Annotated in this window: 18 protein-coding genes, 2 tRNA genes and 1 pseudogene; 14 read left to right on the plus strand and 7 right to left on the minus strand. The window is 33.3% G+C overall.

What is annotated here, in order from left to right; genetic code table 11:
* Window positions 1-4 precede the first annotated feature (4 nt).
* The 5 genes from porA to E7Z81_RS09095 all read left to right on the plus strand — a co-directional run bounded on the left by porA (window position 5) and on the right by E7Z81_RS09095 (window position 3722).
* Complete coding sequence (gene porA / locus E7Z81_RS09075) at window positions 5-1153, plus strand: pyruvate synthase subunit PorA (RefSeq protein ID WP_292746636.1); 1149 nt, start codon at window positions 5-7, stop codon at window positions 1151-1153.
* A gap of 5 nt (window positions 1154-1158) precedes the next feature.
* Window positions 1159-2025 carry a pyruvate synthase subunit PorB gene (porB, locus tag E7Z81_RS09080; RefSeq protein WP_292746765.1) on the plus strand — a complete coding sequence of 289 codons (867 nt, stop codon included), beginning with the start codon at window positions 1159-1161 and terminating at the stop codon, window positions 2023-2025.
* A gap of 10 nt (window positions 2026-2035) precedes the next feature.
* Complete coding sequence (locus E7Z81_RS09085; RefSeq protein WP_292746639.1) at window positions 2036-2536, plus strand: 4Fe-4S dicluster domain-containing protein; 501 nt, start codon at window positions 2036-2038, stop codon at window positions 2534-2536.
* Window positions 2537-2543: 7 nt separating this feature from the next.
* On the plus strand, window positions 2544-2783 hold the full coding sequence (locus E7Z81_RS09090; protein WP_292746642.1) for a 4Fe-4S dicluster domain-containing protein: 240 nt from the start codon (window positions 2544-2546) through the stop codon (window positions 2781-2783).
* A 96-nt stretch (window positions 2784-2879) separates the two neighbouring features.
* A complete protein-coding gene (locus tag E7Z81_RS09095; protein ID WP_292746645.1) occupies window positions 2880-3722 on the plus strand; it encodes a fumarate hydratase in 843 nt (280 codons plus the stop codon).
* Between the two features lie 51 nt (window positions 3723-3773).
* Here the strand turns inward: E7Z81_RS09095 and E7Z81_RS09100 are convergent, their stop codons facing one another.
* From E7Z81_RS09100 to hmdC, 3 genes are all read right to left on the minus strand, one after another.
* Window positions 3774-4658 (minus strand): PhoU domain-containing protein, encoded by an 885-nt coding sequence (locus tag E7Z81_RS09100; protein WP_292746647.1) that lies wholly within the window; start codon window positions 4656-4658, stop codon window positions 3774-3776.
* Between the two features lie 8 nt (window positions 4659-4666).
* The gene (locus E7Z81_RS09105) at window positions 4667-5560 is read right to left on the minus strand and encodes a hypothetical protein (RefSeq protein ID WP_292746650.1); all 894 of its coding nucleotides are present in this window, start codon (window positions 5558-5560) and stop codon (window positions 4667-4669) included.
* 161 nt (window positions 5561-5721) lie between these two features.
* A complete protein-coding gene (hmdC, locus tag E7Z81_RS09110; protein WP_292746653.1) occupies window positions 5722-6057 on the minus strand; it encodes a FeGP cofactor biosynthesis family protein in 336 nt (111 codons plus the stop codon).
* A 2-nt stretch (window positions 6058-6059) separates the two neighbouring features.
* On the opposite strand from hmdC, the gene E7Z81_RS09115 reads away from it, so the two are divergent.
* Both E7Z81_RS09115 and E7Z81_RS12075 read left to right on the plus strand, forming a co-directional pair.
* The gene (locus tag E7Z81_RS09115) at window positions 6060-6248 is read left to right on the plus strand and encodes a hypothetical protein (RefSeq protein WP_292746656.1); all 189 of its coding nucleotides are present in this window, start codon (window positions 6060-6062) and stop codon (window positions 6246-6248) included.
* A pseudogene (locus tag E7Z81_RS12075) lies at window positions 6241-6802 on the plus strand (UPF0254 family protein). Before E7Z81_RS09115 ends, E7Z81_RS12075 begins: the two are co-directional and overlap by 8 nt.
* Here the strand turns inward: E7Z81_RS12075 and E7Z81_RS09130 are convergent.
* The 3 genes from E7Z81_RS09130 to E7Z81_RS09140 form a co-directional block, all read right to left on the minus strand.
* A tRNA-Thr gene (locus E7Z81_RS09130) sits at window positions 6795-6867 on the minus strand. The pseudogene E7Z81_RS12075 and the gene E7Z81_RS09130 sit on opposite strands and share 8 nt — an antisense overlap.
* A gap of 26 nt (window positions 6868-6893) precedes the next feature.
* Window positions 6894-6976: transfer RNA gene (locus E7Z81_RS09135), tRNA-Leu, on the minus strand.
* A 57-nt stretch (window positions 6977-7033) separates the two neighbouring features.
* Window positions 7034-7387, minus strand: coding sequence for a hypothetical protein (locus E7Z81_RS09140; protein ID WP_292746665.1), 354 nt, complete (start codon window positions 7385-7387; stop codon window positions 7034-7036).
* A gap of 140 nt (window positions 7388-7527) precedes the next feature.
* On the opposite strand from E7Z81_RS09140, the gene E7Z81_RS09145 reads away from it, so the two are divergent.
* The 7 genes from E7Z81_RS09145 to E7Z81_RS09175 all read left to right on the plus strand — a co-directional run bounded on the left by E7Z81_RS09145 (window position 7528) and on the right by E7Z81_RS09175 (window position 12753).
* Entirely contained in the window at window positions 7528-7695 is a 168-nt protein-coding gene (locus E7Z81_RS09145; RefSeq protein ID WP_292746668.1) for a 4Fe-4S binding protein, read from the plus strand.
* 53 nt (window positions 7696-7748) lie between these two features.
* Window positions 7749-8471 carry an adhesin gene (locus E7Z81_RS09150; RefSeq protein ID WP_292746671.1) on the plus strand — a complete coding sequence of 241 codons (723 nt, stop codon included), beginning with the start codon at window positions 7749-7751 and terminating at the stop codon, window positions 8469-8471.
* A gap of 12 nt (window positions 8472-8483) precedes the next feature.
* Window positions 8484-9764 carry an oligosaccharide repeat unit polymerase family protein gene (locus E7Z81_RS09155; protein ID WP_292746674.1) on the plus strand — a complete coding sequence of 427 codons (1281 nt, stop codon included), beginning with the start codon at window positions 8484-8486 and terminating at the stop codon, window positions 9762-9764.
* 257 nt (window positions 9765-10021) lie between these two features.
* Complete coding sequence (cbiM, locus tag E7Z81_RS09160; RefSeq protein ID WP_292746766.1) at window positions 10022-10654, plus strand: cobalt transporter CbiM; 633 nt, start codon at window positions 10022-10024, stop codon at window positions 10652-10654.
* Window position 10655: 1 nt separating this feature from the next.
* Window positions 10656-10961 carry a PDGLE domain-containing protein gene (locus E7Z81_RS09165; RefSeq protein ID WP_292746677.1) on the plus strand — a complete coding sequence of 102 codons (306 nt, stop codon included), beginning with the start codon at window positions 10656-10658 and terminating at the stop codon, window positions 10959-10961.
* Window positions 10962-11073: 112 nt separating this feature from the next.
* On the plus strand, window positions 11074-11904 hold the full coding sequence (cbiQ, locus tag E7Z81_RS09170; protein ID WP_292746679.1) for a cobalt ECF transporter T component CbiQ: 831 nt from the start codon (window positions 11074-11076) through the stop codon (window positions 11902-11904).
* Window positions 11905-11913: 9 nt separating this feature from the next.
* Complete coding sequence (locus E7Z81_RS09175) at window positions 11914-12753, plus strand: ATP-binding cassette domain-containing protein (protein ID WP_292746683.1); 840 nt, start codon at window positions 11914-11916, stop codon at window positions 12751-12753.
* Here the strand turns inward: E7Z81_RS09175 and E7Z81_RS09180 are convergent.
* A complete protein-coding gene (locus tag E7Z81_RS09180; protein WP_292746686.1) occupies window positions 12750-12950 on the minus strand; it encodes a hypothetical protein in 201 nt (66 codons plus the stop codon). The two genes, E7Z81_RS09175 and E7Z81_RS09180, sit on opposite strands and share 4 nt — an antisense overlap.
* Window positions 12951-12953: the final 3 nt, after the last annotated feature.

Raw genomic sequence — 12953 nt, forward strand, 5'->3', positions numbered from 1 at the left:
TTTAATGATAAGAGAAGTAATGACCGCAAACAAAGCAGTTGCAGAAGCTGCAAGATTAGCTAAACCACAAGTTATTCCTGTTTATCCAATTACTCCACAAACTACAATTTCAGAGTACTTAGCACAATATGTTGCAGATGAAAAAATTGATGCTAAATATGTTAAAGTTGAATCAGAACACAGTGCAATAAGTGCTGCTGTTGGAGCTAGTTGTGCAGGAGTAAGAGTATTTACAGCAACATCCTCACAAGGATTAATGTTAATGCACGAAATTTTATTTGCTGCAGCTGGTATGAGAGCACCATTTGTTTTAGCAGATGCAAACAGAGCAATATCTGCACCATTAAACATTTGGAACGACCAACAAGATTCAATCGCACAAAGAGATGCAGGATGGTTGCAAATTTATGTTGAAAATGCACAAGAAGCATTAGATACCACTTTAATGGCTTATAAAATTTCAGAAAATCCAAATGTATTACTCCCATCAATGGTATGTTTAGATGGATTTATTTTAACCCACACTGTTGAGCCTGTGGAAATCCCAGACCAAGAGCCAGTGGATAAATTTTTACCTCCATATAAACCAGAACATTCATACCTTGATCCAAAAGACCCAATGTCCATCGGTAACTTAGCAGACCCAGAATATTATCTTGAAGCAAGACATGACATGCAAGTTGCTATGGAAAACTCTATTGAAGTAATCCAAAAAACTTGTGATGAATTTGCAGAAATTTTCGGAAGAAAATATGGTCTTGTAGAACCTTATAAAACAGAAGATGCAGAAATTATCTTTGTTGCAATGGGATCACTTTGTAGTACTATCAGAGTAATTGTAGACCAGTTAAGAGAAAAAGGAGAAAAAGTTGGTTTACTTAAAATCAGAGCTTACAGACCATTCCCAGTTGAAGCTATTGATGAAGCTGTTAAAAATTGTGATAAATTAGCTGTAATCGATAAAAACGTAACATTCGGAATAGGTGGAGCATTATACACTGACATTAAAGCAAAAATCCACAAAGAAGCTTACGGATTTATTGCAGGTTTAGGTGGAAGAGACATCACACCTGACTCAATCTTAGAAGTATATGAAAAAACCAAAAATGTGCCTGAAAAAGAAGTCACATGGATTGGACTCAAGGAGGAATAAATATGGTGGACATACCTGATAAAAACTTATTAGCACCAGGACACAGGGGTTGTGCTGGATGTGGTGCATCAATTGCAGTTAAATTAGCTTTAAATGCATTAGGTGAAAATACCGTAGCTATTTCCGCTACAGGTTGTCTTGAAGTTATGACTACACCATACCCAGAAACAGCATGGGAAGTTCCTTTCATTCACGTAGCATTTGAAAACTCCGGTGCTGTTGCATCCGGTGTGGAAAGTGCATTAAGAATTCAAGGAAAAGATGATGTTAATGTTATTGCTTTCGGTGGTGACGGAGGTACTGTAGATATCGGTCTTCAATCATTATCCGGAGCCATGGAAAGAGGACACAACATGACATACATCTGTTACGATAACGAAGCATATATGAATACAGGTATTCAAAGAAGTGGAGCAACTCCGTTCGGTGCAACTACAACCACATCACCGATGGGAAGCGCAAGTTTCGGAGAAGACAAACCTAAGAAAAATATGCCTATGATTATGGCAGCACATGGAATTCCTTATGTGGCTACTGCATCAATAGCTTATCCAGAAGACTATGTCAACAAAGTTAAAAAAGCAGCTGAAACCAAAGGACCTGCGTACATACACTTACAACAACCATGTACAACAGGTTGGGGATTCGGTTCCGATAAAACTATTGAAATGGGTAGATTAGCTGTTGAAACTGGATCTTGGATTTTATATGAAATCGTGGACGGTAAATTTGATATCACTTACAGGCCAGAAGAAAGGAAACCTGTAAGAGAATATTTAGCACCGCAAAAAAGATTCAGACACTTAAATGATGAGCTCATTGAAAAAATCCAAAAATACGTCGATGCAGAGTGTGAAGAATTAGGATTATAAAGGTGGTACAATGGAAAAAATTTCTGTAAATAGCAACTTATGTGATGGATGTATGAACTGTGAAAACATGTGTGCGTCCGTTCATAAAGCTAGTAGGATAAAAATTATAAACTACCATTCTTCATTTTATTCCATTGTATGTCAACACTGTGAAAGTGCACCATGTATAACCATATGTCCAACCGAAGCAGTTACTGACGAAGGCGTCAATACTGAAAAATGTATCGGATGCGGATTATGTGTAATGGTTTGTCCATTTGGTGCAATGACATTTGAAGCAAACATTGCTGAAAAATGTGACCTCTGTGCTGATAGAGACGAAGGACCTGCATGTATCAAAGCATGTACTAAAAGAGCTATTAGCATTCTTGATCCTGCAAAAGTCAAATCCAAAAATCAGGAAAAATTCTTGGCTAAAATGGCAGGATTATATGAACCTAATAAATCAAAAAGTAGCTTTGTTCATGTAATTACAAGTCAAGCAAGAGCAAGACTTGTTTTAGAAGAATAATAAAATTATGTTTAATTCAGGGAATTGTACAAACTGTACAACCTGCGGAAGTTGTCAACAAATACCTAATGTTGACACTCCCATCTTATTTTGTATGCATTGCAAACCATCAGATGCCCCATGTATTAAAATTTGCAGCGAAGATGCTATAGAAGTTCTTGGCGGAGCCATAACCATAAATGGTGAAAAATGCATTAAATGTGGAGATTGTGTGCCTGTATGCCCAATCAACATTATCAAACTTTGAACTTCACCCTTTAAAAGAAGCTGAGAATACCCGTACAATAATGTTAAATATTTCAAAATTCAAAATAAAATTAATTAATTTTAAAAGGGTATTATTTTGATTACTAAAGACATTATTACAGATACTGTTTATGAACTTTACAAACAAGCGGTTATCGTTCTTGGTGAAGATGTAAAAAAATCACTTGAAGATGCGCTTAAAATAGAAGAACATGACTTAGCACGTTTAAATATTGAAGCAATATTAAAAAATATTGAACTTGCTGAAGAAAAAGGAATTCCAATGTGCCAAGATACAGGTCTGCCTGTTGTTTTTGTAAAATTAGGCAATGTTGAAGTTGAAAACTTACGTGAAGGAATAGAAGACGGAATCAGAAAAGCCACTAAAGAAATTCCAATCAGACCAAATATCGTAGATCCATTAACACGCGAAAATACAAATGTCAATGTTGGAGATTACATTCCACCTATCGATATTGAACTTATTGATGAAGATTACTTGGAGATTAACATTTTACCAAAAGGTTTTGGTTCAGAAAATAACAATGCAATGAAAATGGCACTTCCTGCAGAAGGTATTGAAGGCATTAAGGAGTTCGTAGTTGAATCTGTCCTCAAAGCAAAAGGCAAACCATGTCCTCCAACTGTGGTCGGCGTCGGTATTGGCGGAACATCAGATTTATGTCTAAAATTAGGTAAAAAAGCATTGCTTGGAAAAGTTGGTGAAAGAAACCCCGACCCAGTAATTGCTAAACTAGAAGAAGAAATTTTAGAAGAAATCAATGCCTCAGGAATAGGTCCTATGGGACTGGGTGGAAAAACAACCACCCTAGATGTTAAAATCCTAAAAGCGCATACTCACACAGCAGGCCTTCCGATTGGAGTTTGCATCCAATGTTGGGCAGACAGGCATGCTACAACAAAAATATATGACGAATAGACTTCAAAACCAACCATTACCCAATCATCTTTTTTTAATAGCTTAAACAAATTATCTGAATGATCTAGGAGTAGTAGGTCTCGGAATATTATCATGAAATTCAATAGCTACATCCATCATTTCCACAGAAATGTCGCCAATTCTTTCAAATGCTTTGATAACCCTAAATAAATAAATAAAATAATTGGAACGTTCTTTTTCATCAAATGAATTTTCAGCCATTTGTGTTGCAATTAAATTAATGGATTTACTCTGAAGGATATGAATTGAGTCCTCCAATTCCATTAAATCCTCTTTTAAATCAGTTTCAGCATCAATGAAAGATTTCATAGCTAAACTAATCATTTTTTGAGCTGTCTTATACATCTTTTTTAATTTTCTCAGCACATTATCATCAATAGTGTAAACATCATTAATTACAAATTTTGCAACATGACCGCAATAATCTCCTATACGCTCCAAATCATATGCAATCTCAGTATAAAGCATTGATTTTGAAAATTCGGAATGCTGGTCTATGCTTACAATTGTCTCAACAGAAGTCCTTATTTTTTCAACAAGGTTGTTGGTAGTATAATCCATTTCCAAAGCTTTATTGGCCTTATCCACATCATACTCCAAAACAGCCTGAAAAGATGCTTCAAGCTGAGAGTGAACATGACGGGCCATGTTGTTCAGCATATCATTAATTAAAACATTACTTGCAGAATTTTTTGGAGGTGTGTGCTGCTCATATGATTCTGTGAACTTCTCATAGCTCTTTAAATCAATCATATAAGCCCTTTTTATTGTTCCGTCTTTAACTAAAGGCTGTAATAATTGAGTAACATATCTTCGGGAAATGCCTAATTTTTCTGCAATCTCATCTTGAGTGGACGGATTTTCATAGAGAATCAAATCCAATATCTCCTTTAATGTCTTATCCCTTTTACTCATTATTACACCTATTTTTTATATTCATCCAATAAATCATTTGATTCAAAGTGAATTTTATCTGATGATTTGTTAATACCTTTCTGATAGGCATTATCATTAGCGCCCTGATTTTTCTGGACATCCCTTCTAAACCTGACATTTTGTACTTTTTGAGGATTCTCAGGCCTATTGCGTTTCGGACGGTATCTTCTGACATTTTGTTTTTTAGGCTTTACATAAACATAATCATCTTCCTTATTTTGAAAATGTTCCTGAGTATTTTTATAGACCTTTTTCTGAGGTGGAACAGTATTAACTGCTTGGGATGTATTTTCAGATTCTTTTGACAGGATTAAAATCCTAAAGATTACAAATGAAATGATTAAAAATGCTACAATAGCAATTGGCAAGTCAAAATGATTGAATATAGGACCATATAACTCAGTTAAAGGATTTCCTAAATCTACAAATCCTCTTGCTAAAAATACCAATCCCACAAACACTAATAATAAACCATGCTCTTTTTTAACAAATTCCGGTTTCAGCACTAACGGATATGCACTGATAAACAGTAATGCAATACCTAAAATTCTATATAGGTTATTATTAGCGAAATTCTGAATTGACAGATAGAACTTTACAAAACCATACGGTAAAATTCCCATCTCAGCAATTAAAGCGAAAATTAACAATAACTGAATTAATGCAATTACCACCAATGGAAAGACATATGCAATTTCCCATTCAAAATCATGATTGAAAGTGGCATTTGAAACTGGATTTTCAAGCGCTTCGGAAAGCATGTTATAAAGAACGGATGAGATTACTGAACCTATAACCGTACCAGCTACACCTAAAATAGAGGTTAAAATTGCAACAAATGCAGAAATTAAACCCACCAATATAAGTTTTTTATAATTCATAATTTTCACCTTACACTAATTTAATAAATATATAATTTTTAACCAATTTAAAGTTTAAGATGAACATATGATTTAAATTTTTTGATTGAAAAAGATTACATAATCATAAGTTATTTTAAAAAAAAGTAATTAAAAAAGAATTAAAAATAAAAAAAAAGAAATTATACTATTGTAAGTGCATTAGGCACTTTTTTAAGTATGTTTTCTTTAATAGGAATCATTGTTGAAGAAGCTATTGAAAAGTCTGCATCACTGGCTGCTTTTTTATCATCAACTTCACCAATTATGGTGGCGTCTAAAGCTCCCTGTAAGTTTTCCACGGCATTATCCAATACCCATTTGTCAACATCGGAAATTATAATTTCATCTACATGTTTGTCCAATTTACTAGCTATTACCCATGAAATGAACCTTCCTCCATGCAATGCAATTGTATTTCCTTCTGCCAAATTAACAATGTCATTTAAAGTATGTTTTAATTGAATATTTTCATACATTCTTGAAATATGACAATAACAATCCTGCAGTTGAAGAGTTAAGAGCTCAAGGAATCACAGAAAATCATTTAGTTTTAACAACTAACAAATTAATCAGAGACAATGAACCTGTAACTCCGTTTGTATTGGATGACGTTGCAAAAGTTTTAACTAAAAATGCGTTAATACTGTTGAGAGATGCATATGATTAAAATAGCCACAGCAGAATGTTTTACCCATGGAAAAATCGGAAGGGAACTGCATGCACTAGCTCAGGATTATGAAGGTAATTTCGGGTGCGAATATATTGAAAATCCTAAAAAATATGGGGATTTTGATTATACTGCTCTTAGTGTAACATGCAGTTTATTTATTCCAACAATTGAAGCTGTTAAAAAAATACTGAATGTTGAAAACCCCCCCTCAACCAAATACATTAATTAAAGGAATCAAGGTTTATGATGAAAAAGGGGATTTGGAAGTTTCAAGAATCATGGCGGAATCTGTAAAAAAATTAAGTGACTGTGACATAGCTATCAGAACTACAGCAGGTGTGGGCAGAGGCGGAATAACCATACTTACCGATGAATATCAAATAACTACAACCACCGACATATACGCTGATCTTAATGAATTAAACAGCGAAGATCTGTTCAACAGATCAGAAAACGGTATCAAAAAAACATTGAAAATATTATTACTTTTTTTAAATAAGGATTTTGAAAAAATAGAATCTTTAAAAAACATTAAAATAATTAAGCTTTAGGGGGGATTCGAACCCCCGACTTCCACCTTACCAAGGTGGCGCTCTACCGGCTGAGCCACTAAAGCAATATCGAGTAAAAAAAACAAAATAGTGCAAGGGAAGGGATTCGAACCCTCGAAGGCCTATACCAGAGGATCTTAAGTCCTCCCCCTTTGGCCGCTCGGGCACCCTTGCATACAATATTGATATTGTACCCCATAGTATATAAACATTACGGTATATTCCCAAAATTCAAACCAAACCATTATTGAATGAATATAACCATAATGAAACGGAAGTTAAAATTAGAATTACAATCACCCAAATAACAACAAATAACTTCTTAGGGTCTGATTCTCCTTTTGTAAAGTATTTTTCACCTTTAACATCGCTTGACCTTTCACGAGTGTTTTTATAGAAATCATCATTCCTCAAATAATTGTAGAACATTCTGGTAATCAAATAAAATATGAAAAACATTACAAGCCCTACAACCGGTAGCAGACCGCCATTCAAAAACATGACTGATACGGATGAAAATAAAAGACCCAAAAATATAAAAAACAGCGCGGATAGGATTATTGAAATAGTCTTGTTGAAAATCATATTTACACCATTAATATTTTAGAACTTCCTTTATAATAAAGTTTAGGAACACCTAATAAATTATTACTAAAAAACTATATAAAGATTAAACTTATTATATTTAATTATATTTTTTTAAAAAAATTCAAATGGTGTATTAATTGAAAATAGATATGGAAGAATGTGGAGTTTGTGAAGATTGTATTGACGTGTGTATGGAAGAGGCCATTAGCAGAAAGGCTTACACCATAATCATTGATGCTGACAAATGTGATAACTGCGGCGAATGTGTTGACGTTTGTCCGGTTGGAGCTATATACGAAGAATAACGATTATTATGAAAATAAAATTTACTCTAATTGACTATTTAATAATTATTTTAGTGATATGTGCAGTGATTTTTGCATTTATACACATTACAACTGATGACTCTTCAAACATTCAAAAAACTGCTTTTGATGCATCAACAATTAACAAACTACCTGAAACTTATTTGAATTATTATAAAGATGGATATATCGTTAAAGCCAGTGTTGATGGTTTCAATTCAACAAATGGAGAAAAAACTACTCTAAACGGTACTGTCAAATGGGTAGATGAAGGATCCAGCGTAAAGGTTTTAATTGAATCAGGAAATAAAACATACCTGGCAGGATTATATAAAAATGTCCAGAATGCAGACATTTATATAGATACAATATCCCTTGAGACTGACGGAAGCGTTTATGACAATCTAACTGAATTTAAGATTAAACCTCAAAACATCACTTCATTAAATGATTTAAGGAAAAATCTAACCGGTAGCAATTATGAAATTTCCACTACAATAACCGTTGATTCCATCAGCAGTGAAAAGATACAGGAAATTGAAAATAATCTATATCTACACAGTAAACGAATAGGTATAAAAACCCTAGCTACTGAAATAGATTATCAGCTGGTTATTTCAAAAGCAGATAAACAAACATTGGATGACGGAAATTCTGTTTTAGGAAACATTAACGGAATCACCGATCCAATTTCTATAAGAATTTATAATTGCAGCGCAAGCGATATTGAAAATGTAAAAAATAACTACGAAGTTACCAATATTCGAACATTTTAAGTTGTGTGAAGCATGAGTGTGATTTATTCTACTTTAACATCATTAATAAATAAGATTAGTGATGAATTTCATAAATCATTTTTATTTACAGTAATATTTGCTATTTTAGGATTCATTGAAGACCAATGGGTGAACAGCTTTTTTAAAAAATTATATCCAAGCGAAAACTTTTTAAATTTTTTAAATAAGAATCAAATCCTTAAAAATCACATTTTCAATCCATTGATAGTGCTTTTTGTCTTTGCAATTTTCTTGCTTTTGGCACTTAACTCAGTTTCAAACAGCTTAGCGATAACATTAATGTTGGCATTTGCAGGATTTTTTATAGGATGCGTAATCATTCCAAGATTTTTCTTGAAAAATGATTCAGATAATATTCTTCAATTTAAAAGAAAAGACATATATTCAATAGGATTTTGTTTAATTTTAATAAGTATTGTATTTTTCTTCGTAAGCATTGCTTCTGTTGGAGGAATACCCCTTTTAAAACCTTCAATAAGATATCTATTAAAACCAATATTCACAATGCCTGTATTTTTAATCATACCTGGAACATGCCTTGTTGCAAGTGCATATTTAAAAGATTTTCAGGACAATGAAATTACCAGATCCCAGGCAAGATTCAGATTCCTATTTTTGCTAGCAATTGACTGTGCATTTTTATTGCTTCTAGGTTACAGGACACCACTACTTGCAGCATTTCTCATCATAATTATCATAGGTTTCTATGGAAATATTGTTTCTGTTTGGGAAGTTGTTATAGGTGCACTAATTGGTGTAGGTGCAATAGTCGGAATTGGGTATTTTCGTTCACTTGGAGAACTGACAATAACATCTTCAACCAGTCCAATATACACCCTCCAATCAAGAGCCGATTTTACACTCCACGTATTGAACCTGCTTGACTTTATCGGAGGAAACTTCGGCGTGACCCATGGAAGCATGCTAGCCAGTTCAATTCCAGGAAGCGATTTAGGCCCACGTATGATGGTAGGAAAATTAATTGCATGGAGAACTGAAGTAACAGTCACCCCCACCCTGATTGGCCAGATGGTAGTTGATTTCGGAAAAGTCGGAGTCCTTCTCGAGATGACCTTATTGGGATTTATTTTAGGTATTGGATTTAAAATAATGCAAAAAACTAAAAACTATTTTTATATTGCAATTTACTCACTGATTTTAACATACTCAATTTTAGGTGTTGAAACAGGAATTTTAGACATACAGGTTTTATTATACTTTGCAATAGCCATTTTCATTTACTTAATTAACATCATAAAATCAAGAAATTAAGCTGATTTTTGACATTCAAGTAATACGAAAAATAAAAAATAATACAAAAAAGTATTACTTTAATAACATTTATATATTAAAATAAGATAAATTTTTAAATATCAAGTAATTCAAGGACTTATTAACCATTATATTTAATAACACTCCCCAATTAACTTGATATTACTAAAATAAATAAAAAATAATACTTTTCAGTAATACTTAATTTATAAATTAAAATAAAAAAAGTATTACTTTTGGAAAATGGAGGAATTAACTTGCATATACCTGACGGATTCATACCTATTGCACAATGTCTTGTATACTATGTAATCTTAATTGTTGCATTATACTTCTCTGTAAAATGGGCCAGATCCAATTTAGATGAAAAACATATCCCTCTTATCGCAGTTCTCGCTGCCGGAATTTTTGCAATCATGTCAATGAACATACCTATTCCATTCGGTACCAGCGGACACATGGTTGGTGGAGCATTAGTAGCTATTGTATTTTTAGCTCCAGAAGCGGCTGTTTTAGTATTTACAGTGGTTTTACTTATCCAAGCATTGATTTTCGGAGACGGCGGAATAACTGTTTTAGGAGCAAACGTATTGAACATGGCAATCATTGGAGGTTTTGTTGGATTATACACCTTCAAAGGATTGAACGGAACTATAGGAAAATACCCTGCAGCAGGCGTAGCAGCATGGTTAGCAACAGTAATTGCTGCATTGGCATGTGCTATCGAAATGAGCATTGCAGGAACATTCCCAATAAACATAGGTATCCCATCTATGGTATTATACCACTTCTTTATTGGAATAATCGAAGCAGTATTGACTGTAATTGTTCTTGCGGCATTAGATAAATTTAGACCAGACCTACTTGCATGGAATAGAGGAGATGCATAAAATGGAAAAAAGAGATAAGACTTTAATAGCAGTTGCTATTGTAATTTGCGTTATCATCTGTGTTCTTTCACCATTCATAGCATCTGGCAATCCAGACGGATTAGAAAAATCAGCAGAAGACTCCGGTATCGCAGAAGATTTTTCAATTGAAGAAATCAAAGACATCCCTGATGCAATATTCCCTGATTACGCATTTGCAGACAATCCGGATAACCAAGGTTTACAAGTTGTAGCGCTGGCAATAGGCGTTATAATTACATTGGCATTGGCATTTGGTGTTGCATATGTTGTAAAAAGTAGAAATTAAATTTTAATTTCTATATTTTTTTCTTTTTTTAAACAATAATTGAAACTTATTAAATTTGACATAACCGAATAATAATATATAATAAATTTTTAATATTATACTAGGGAATAATATGGTAGACATAACACAAATTATGAGATTTGATGATTTGGCATCAAAAGACAGTCCGATACACAATTTGGAAGGGCGCATAAAATTAATCTCAACTATTTTTATAATATTAGCTTGTGTTATTTCAAAAGAATTATTTATTCCCATAGTGCTTGAAATATTCTTACTTATTATACTAAAACTGGCTACATTATCCTATTGGGATTCGGCAAAGAGACTGCTGATGTTACTCCCATTCGGAGGAGCCATTATAATTTTTCAACCATTTATTCAACCAGGAAACATAATTTGGAGTTATTCATGGTTACACATTACTGACGTGGGACTTAACTGGGCAATACTGCTTTTAGCACGTATGATCGTATCCCTGACAGCAATTATCATATATTCATCAACTACACCCCTGCAGGAAATGGCGAGCTCTTTTAGAAAATTGAAAATGCCAAGGGATTTAGCTATGATTTTATCAATCATGGTAAGATTTTTATTTTTATTCGTTGATGAACTTGCAGCCATTAGAAGATCACAAAAATCACGAAATTTCAATATACATTCAAAGAACACTCCATATAAATGGAGAGTCAAACAGGTTGGATATACTATTGGAATGATGTTTCTAAAATCATACGAACAAGGGGAAAGAGTCCATAAAAGTATGGTAAGCAGAGGATTTTCAGATGCCTCTGAGATGTTTGATGAAAAGAAATCCCCTGAAAAAAGCGATTACATATACTTAATTTCAATAGTCATCATTGTGATAATAATTGAAGTTATTCTATTCAGATATTCCGGACAACTAGGTTACTTCGGTCAAAATTTAGCAATTAATTAGGTGGCAAATATGGAACAAATTCATTTAGAAACAAAAAATTTATCTTACACATATCCTGACGGAACCAATGCTTTAAAAAACGTTAACATTAAAATTAAAAAAGGAGAGAAAATTGCCATTATGGGTCCTAATGGTGCCGGTAAATCAACATTGTTCTCTCATTTCAATGGTTTAACCGAACCTACTTCAGGACATGTGGAAATAGATGGTGAGAAAATTGTTTTTGAAAGAGAAGAGCTGATTAAAGTAAGGCAAAAAGTAGGAATTGTGTTTCAGGACCCAAATGATCAACTATTCGCACCGACAGTTAAGGAAGACGTTGCTTTTGGACCTATGAACCTGGGTCTTGAGTATGATGAAGTCAAATCCAGAATTACCGAAGCATTGGATATGGTGGGCATGTCCGGTTTTGAAGATAAAACACCTCATCACTTAAGCGGAGGACAGCAAAAAAGAGTTGCAATAGCCGGAATCATTGCAATGAGACCAGATATAATGATACTTGACGAACCTACAGCAGGCCTTGACCCCGAAGGTGTTGATAAAGTATTGAATATTTTAAATAACCTCAATAAAGAAGGAATGAGCATTGTCATATCATCACACGATATTGAAATGGTAAACCAATTCGCAGATAAAATATTTGTCCTGTATAATGGTGAAATTATTGCTTCAGGCGATAAACATCAGATATTTTCAGATAAAGAATTATTAAAAAAAGCACATTTAAAAGCACCAATTACAACTGAAATATTGTATAAATTAAAAGAAAACGGATTAAATGTAGATACTGAAAAAATAGGAATTGACGAAACAGTTGAAGAAATATTAAAAATTAAAAAAGTTTAATTTGTTGAATTTCTTCTTCTGAATCTATCTTTAAGTTTTGTAATAAATTCAAACTCTTCTTCTAGTTCAGGATGATTTCCAAATCCGCAGTTTGGACAATGAACCTGATTGCAGTTATCATGCTTTCCACAACTGGAACATCCACGATTTTCCAATTCATTTTCATCAAATTCAAAACCGCACATTCTACATTTCATTAT

It is taken from the genome of Methanobrevibacter sp. (genome assembly GCF_015062935.1).
GTDB lineage: Archaea > Methanobacteriota > Methanobacteria > Methanobacteriales > Methanobacteriaceae > Methanocatella.

Bases quoted from the DNA above. Each gene is read 5' to 3' on its own strand.
- porA (WP_292746636.1), top strand. From the start codon at position 5: ATGATAAGAGAAGTAATGACCGCAAACAAAGCAGTTGCAGAAGCTGCA.
- E7Z81_RS09085 (WP_292746639.1), top strand. From the start codon at position 2,036: ATGGAAAAAATTTCTGTAAATAGCAACTTATGTGATGGATGTATGAAC.
- E7Z81_RS09090 (WP_292746642.1), top strand. From the start codon at position 2,544: ATGTTTAATTCAGGGAATTGTACAAACTGTACAACCTGCGGAAGTTGT.
- E7Z81_RS09100 (WP_292746647.1), bottom strand. From the start codon at position 4,658: ATGAGTAAAAGGGATAAGACATTAAAGGAGATATTGGATTTGATTCTC.
- E7Z81_RS09105 (WP_292746650.1), bottom strand. From the start codon at position 5,560: ATGAATTATAAAAAACTTATATTGGTGGGTTTAATTTCTGCATTTGTT.
- hmdC (WP_292746653.1), bottom strand. From the start codon at position 6,057: ATGTATGAAAATATTCAATTAAAACATACTTTAAATGACATTGTTAAT.
- E7Z81_RS09140 (WP_292746665.1), bottom strand. From the start codon at position 7,387: ATGATTTTCAACAAGACTATTTCAATAATCCTATCCGCGCTGTTTTTT.
- E7Z81_RS09155 (WP_292746674.1), top strand. From the start codon at position 8,484: ATGAGTGTGATTTATTCTACTTTAACATCATTAATAAATAAGATTAGT.
- E7Z81_RS09165 (WP_292746677.1), top strand. From the start codon at position 10,656: ATGGAAAAAAGAGATAAGACTTTAATAGCAGTTGCTATTGTAATTTGC.
- cbiQ (WP_292746679.1), top strand. From the start codon at position 11,074: ATGGTAGACATAACACAAATTATGAGATTTGATGATTTGGCATCAAAA.
- E7Z81_RS09175 (WP_292746683.1), top strand. From the start codon at position 11,914: ATGGAACAAATTCATTTAGAAACAAAAAATTTATCTTACACATATCCT.
- E7Z81_RS09180 (WP_292746686.1), bottom strand. From the start codon at position 12,950: ATGAAATGTAGAATGTGCGGTTTTGAATTTGATGAAAATGAATTGGAA.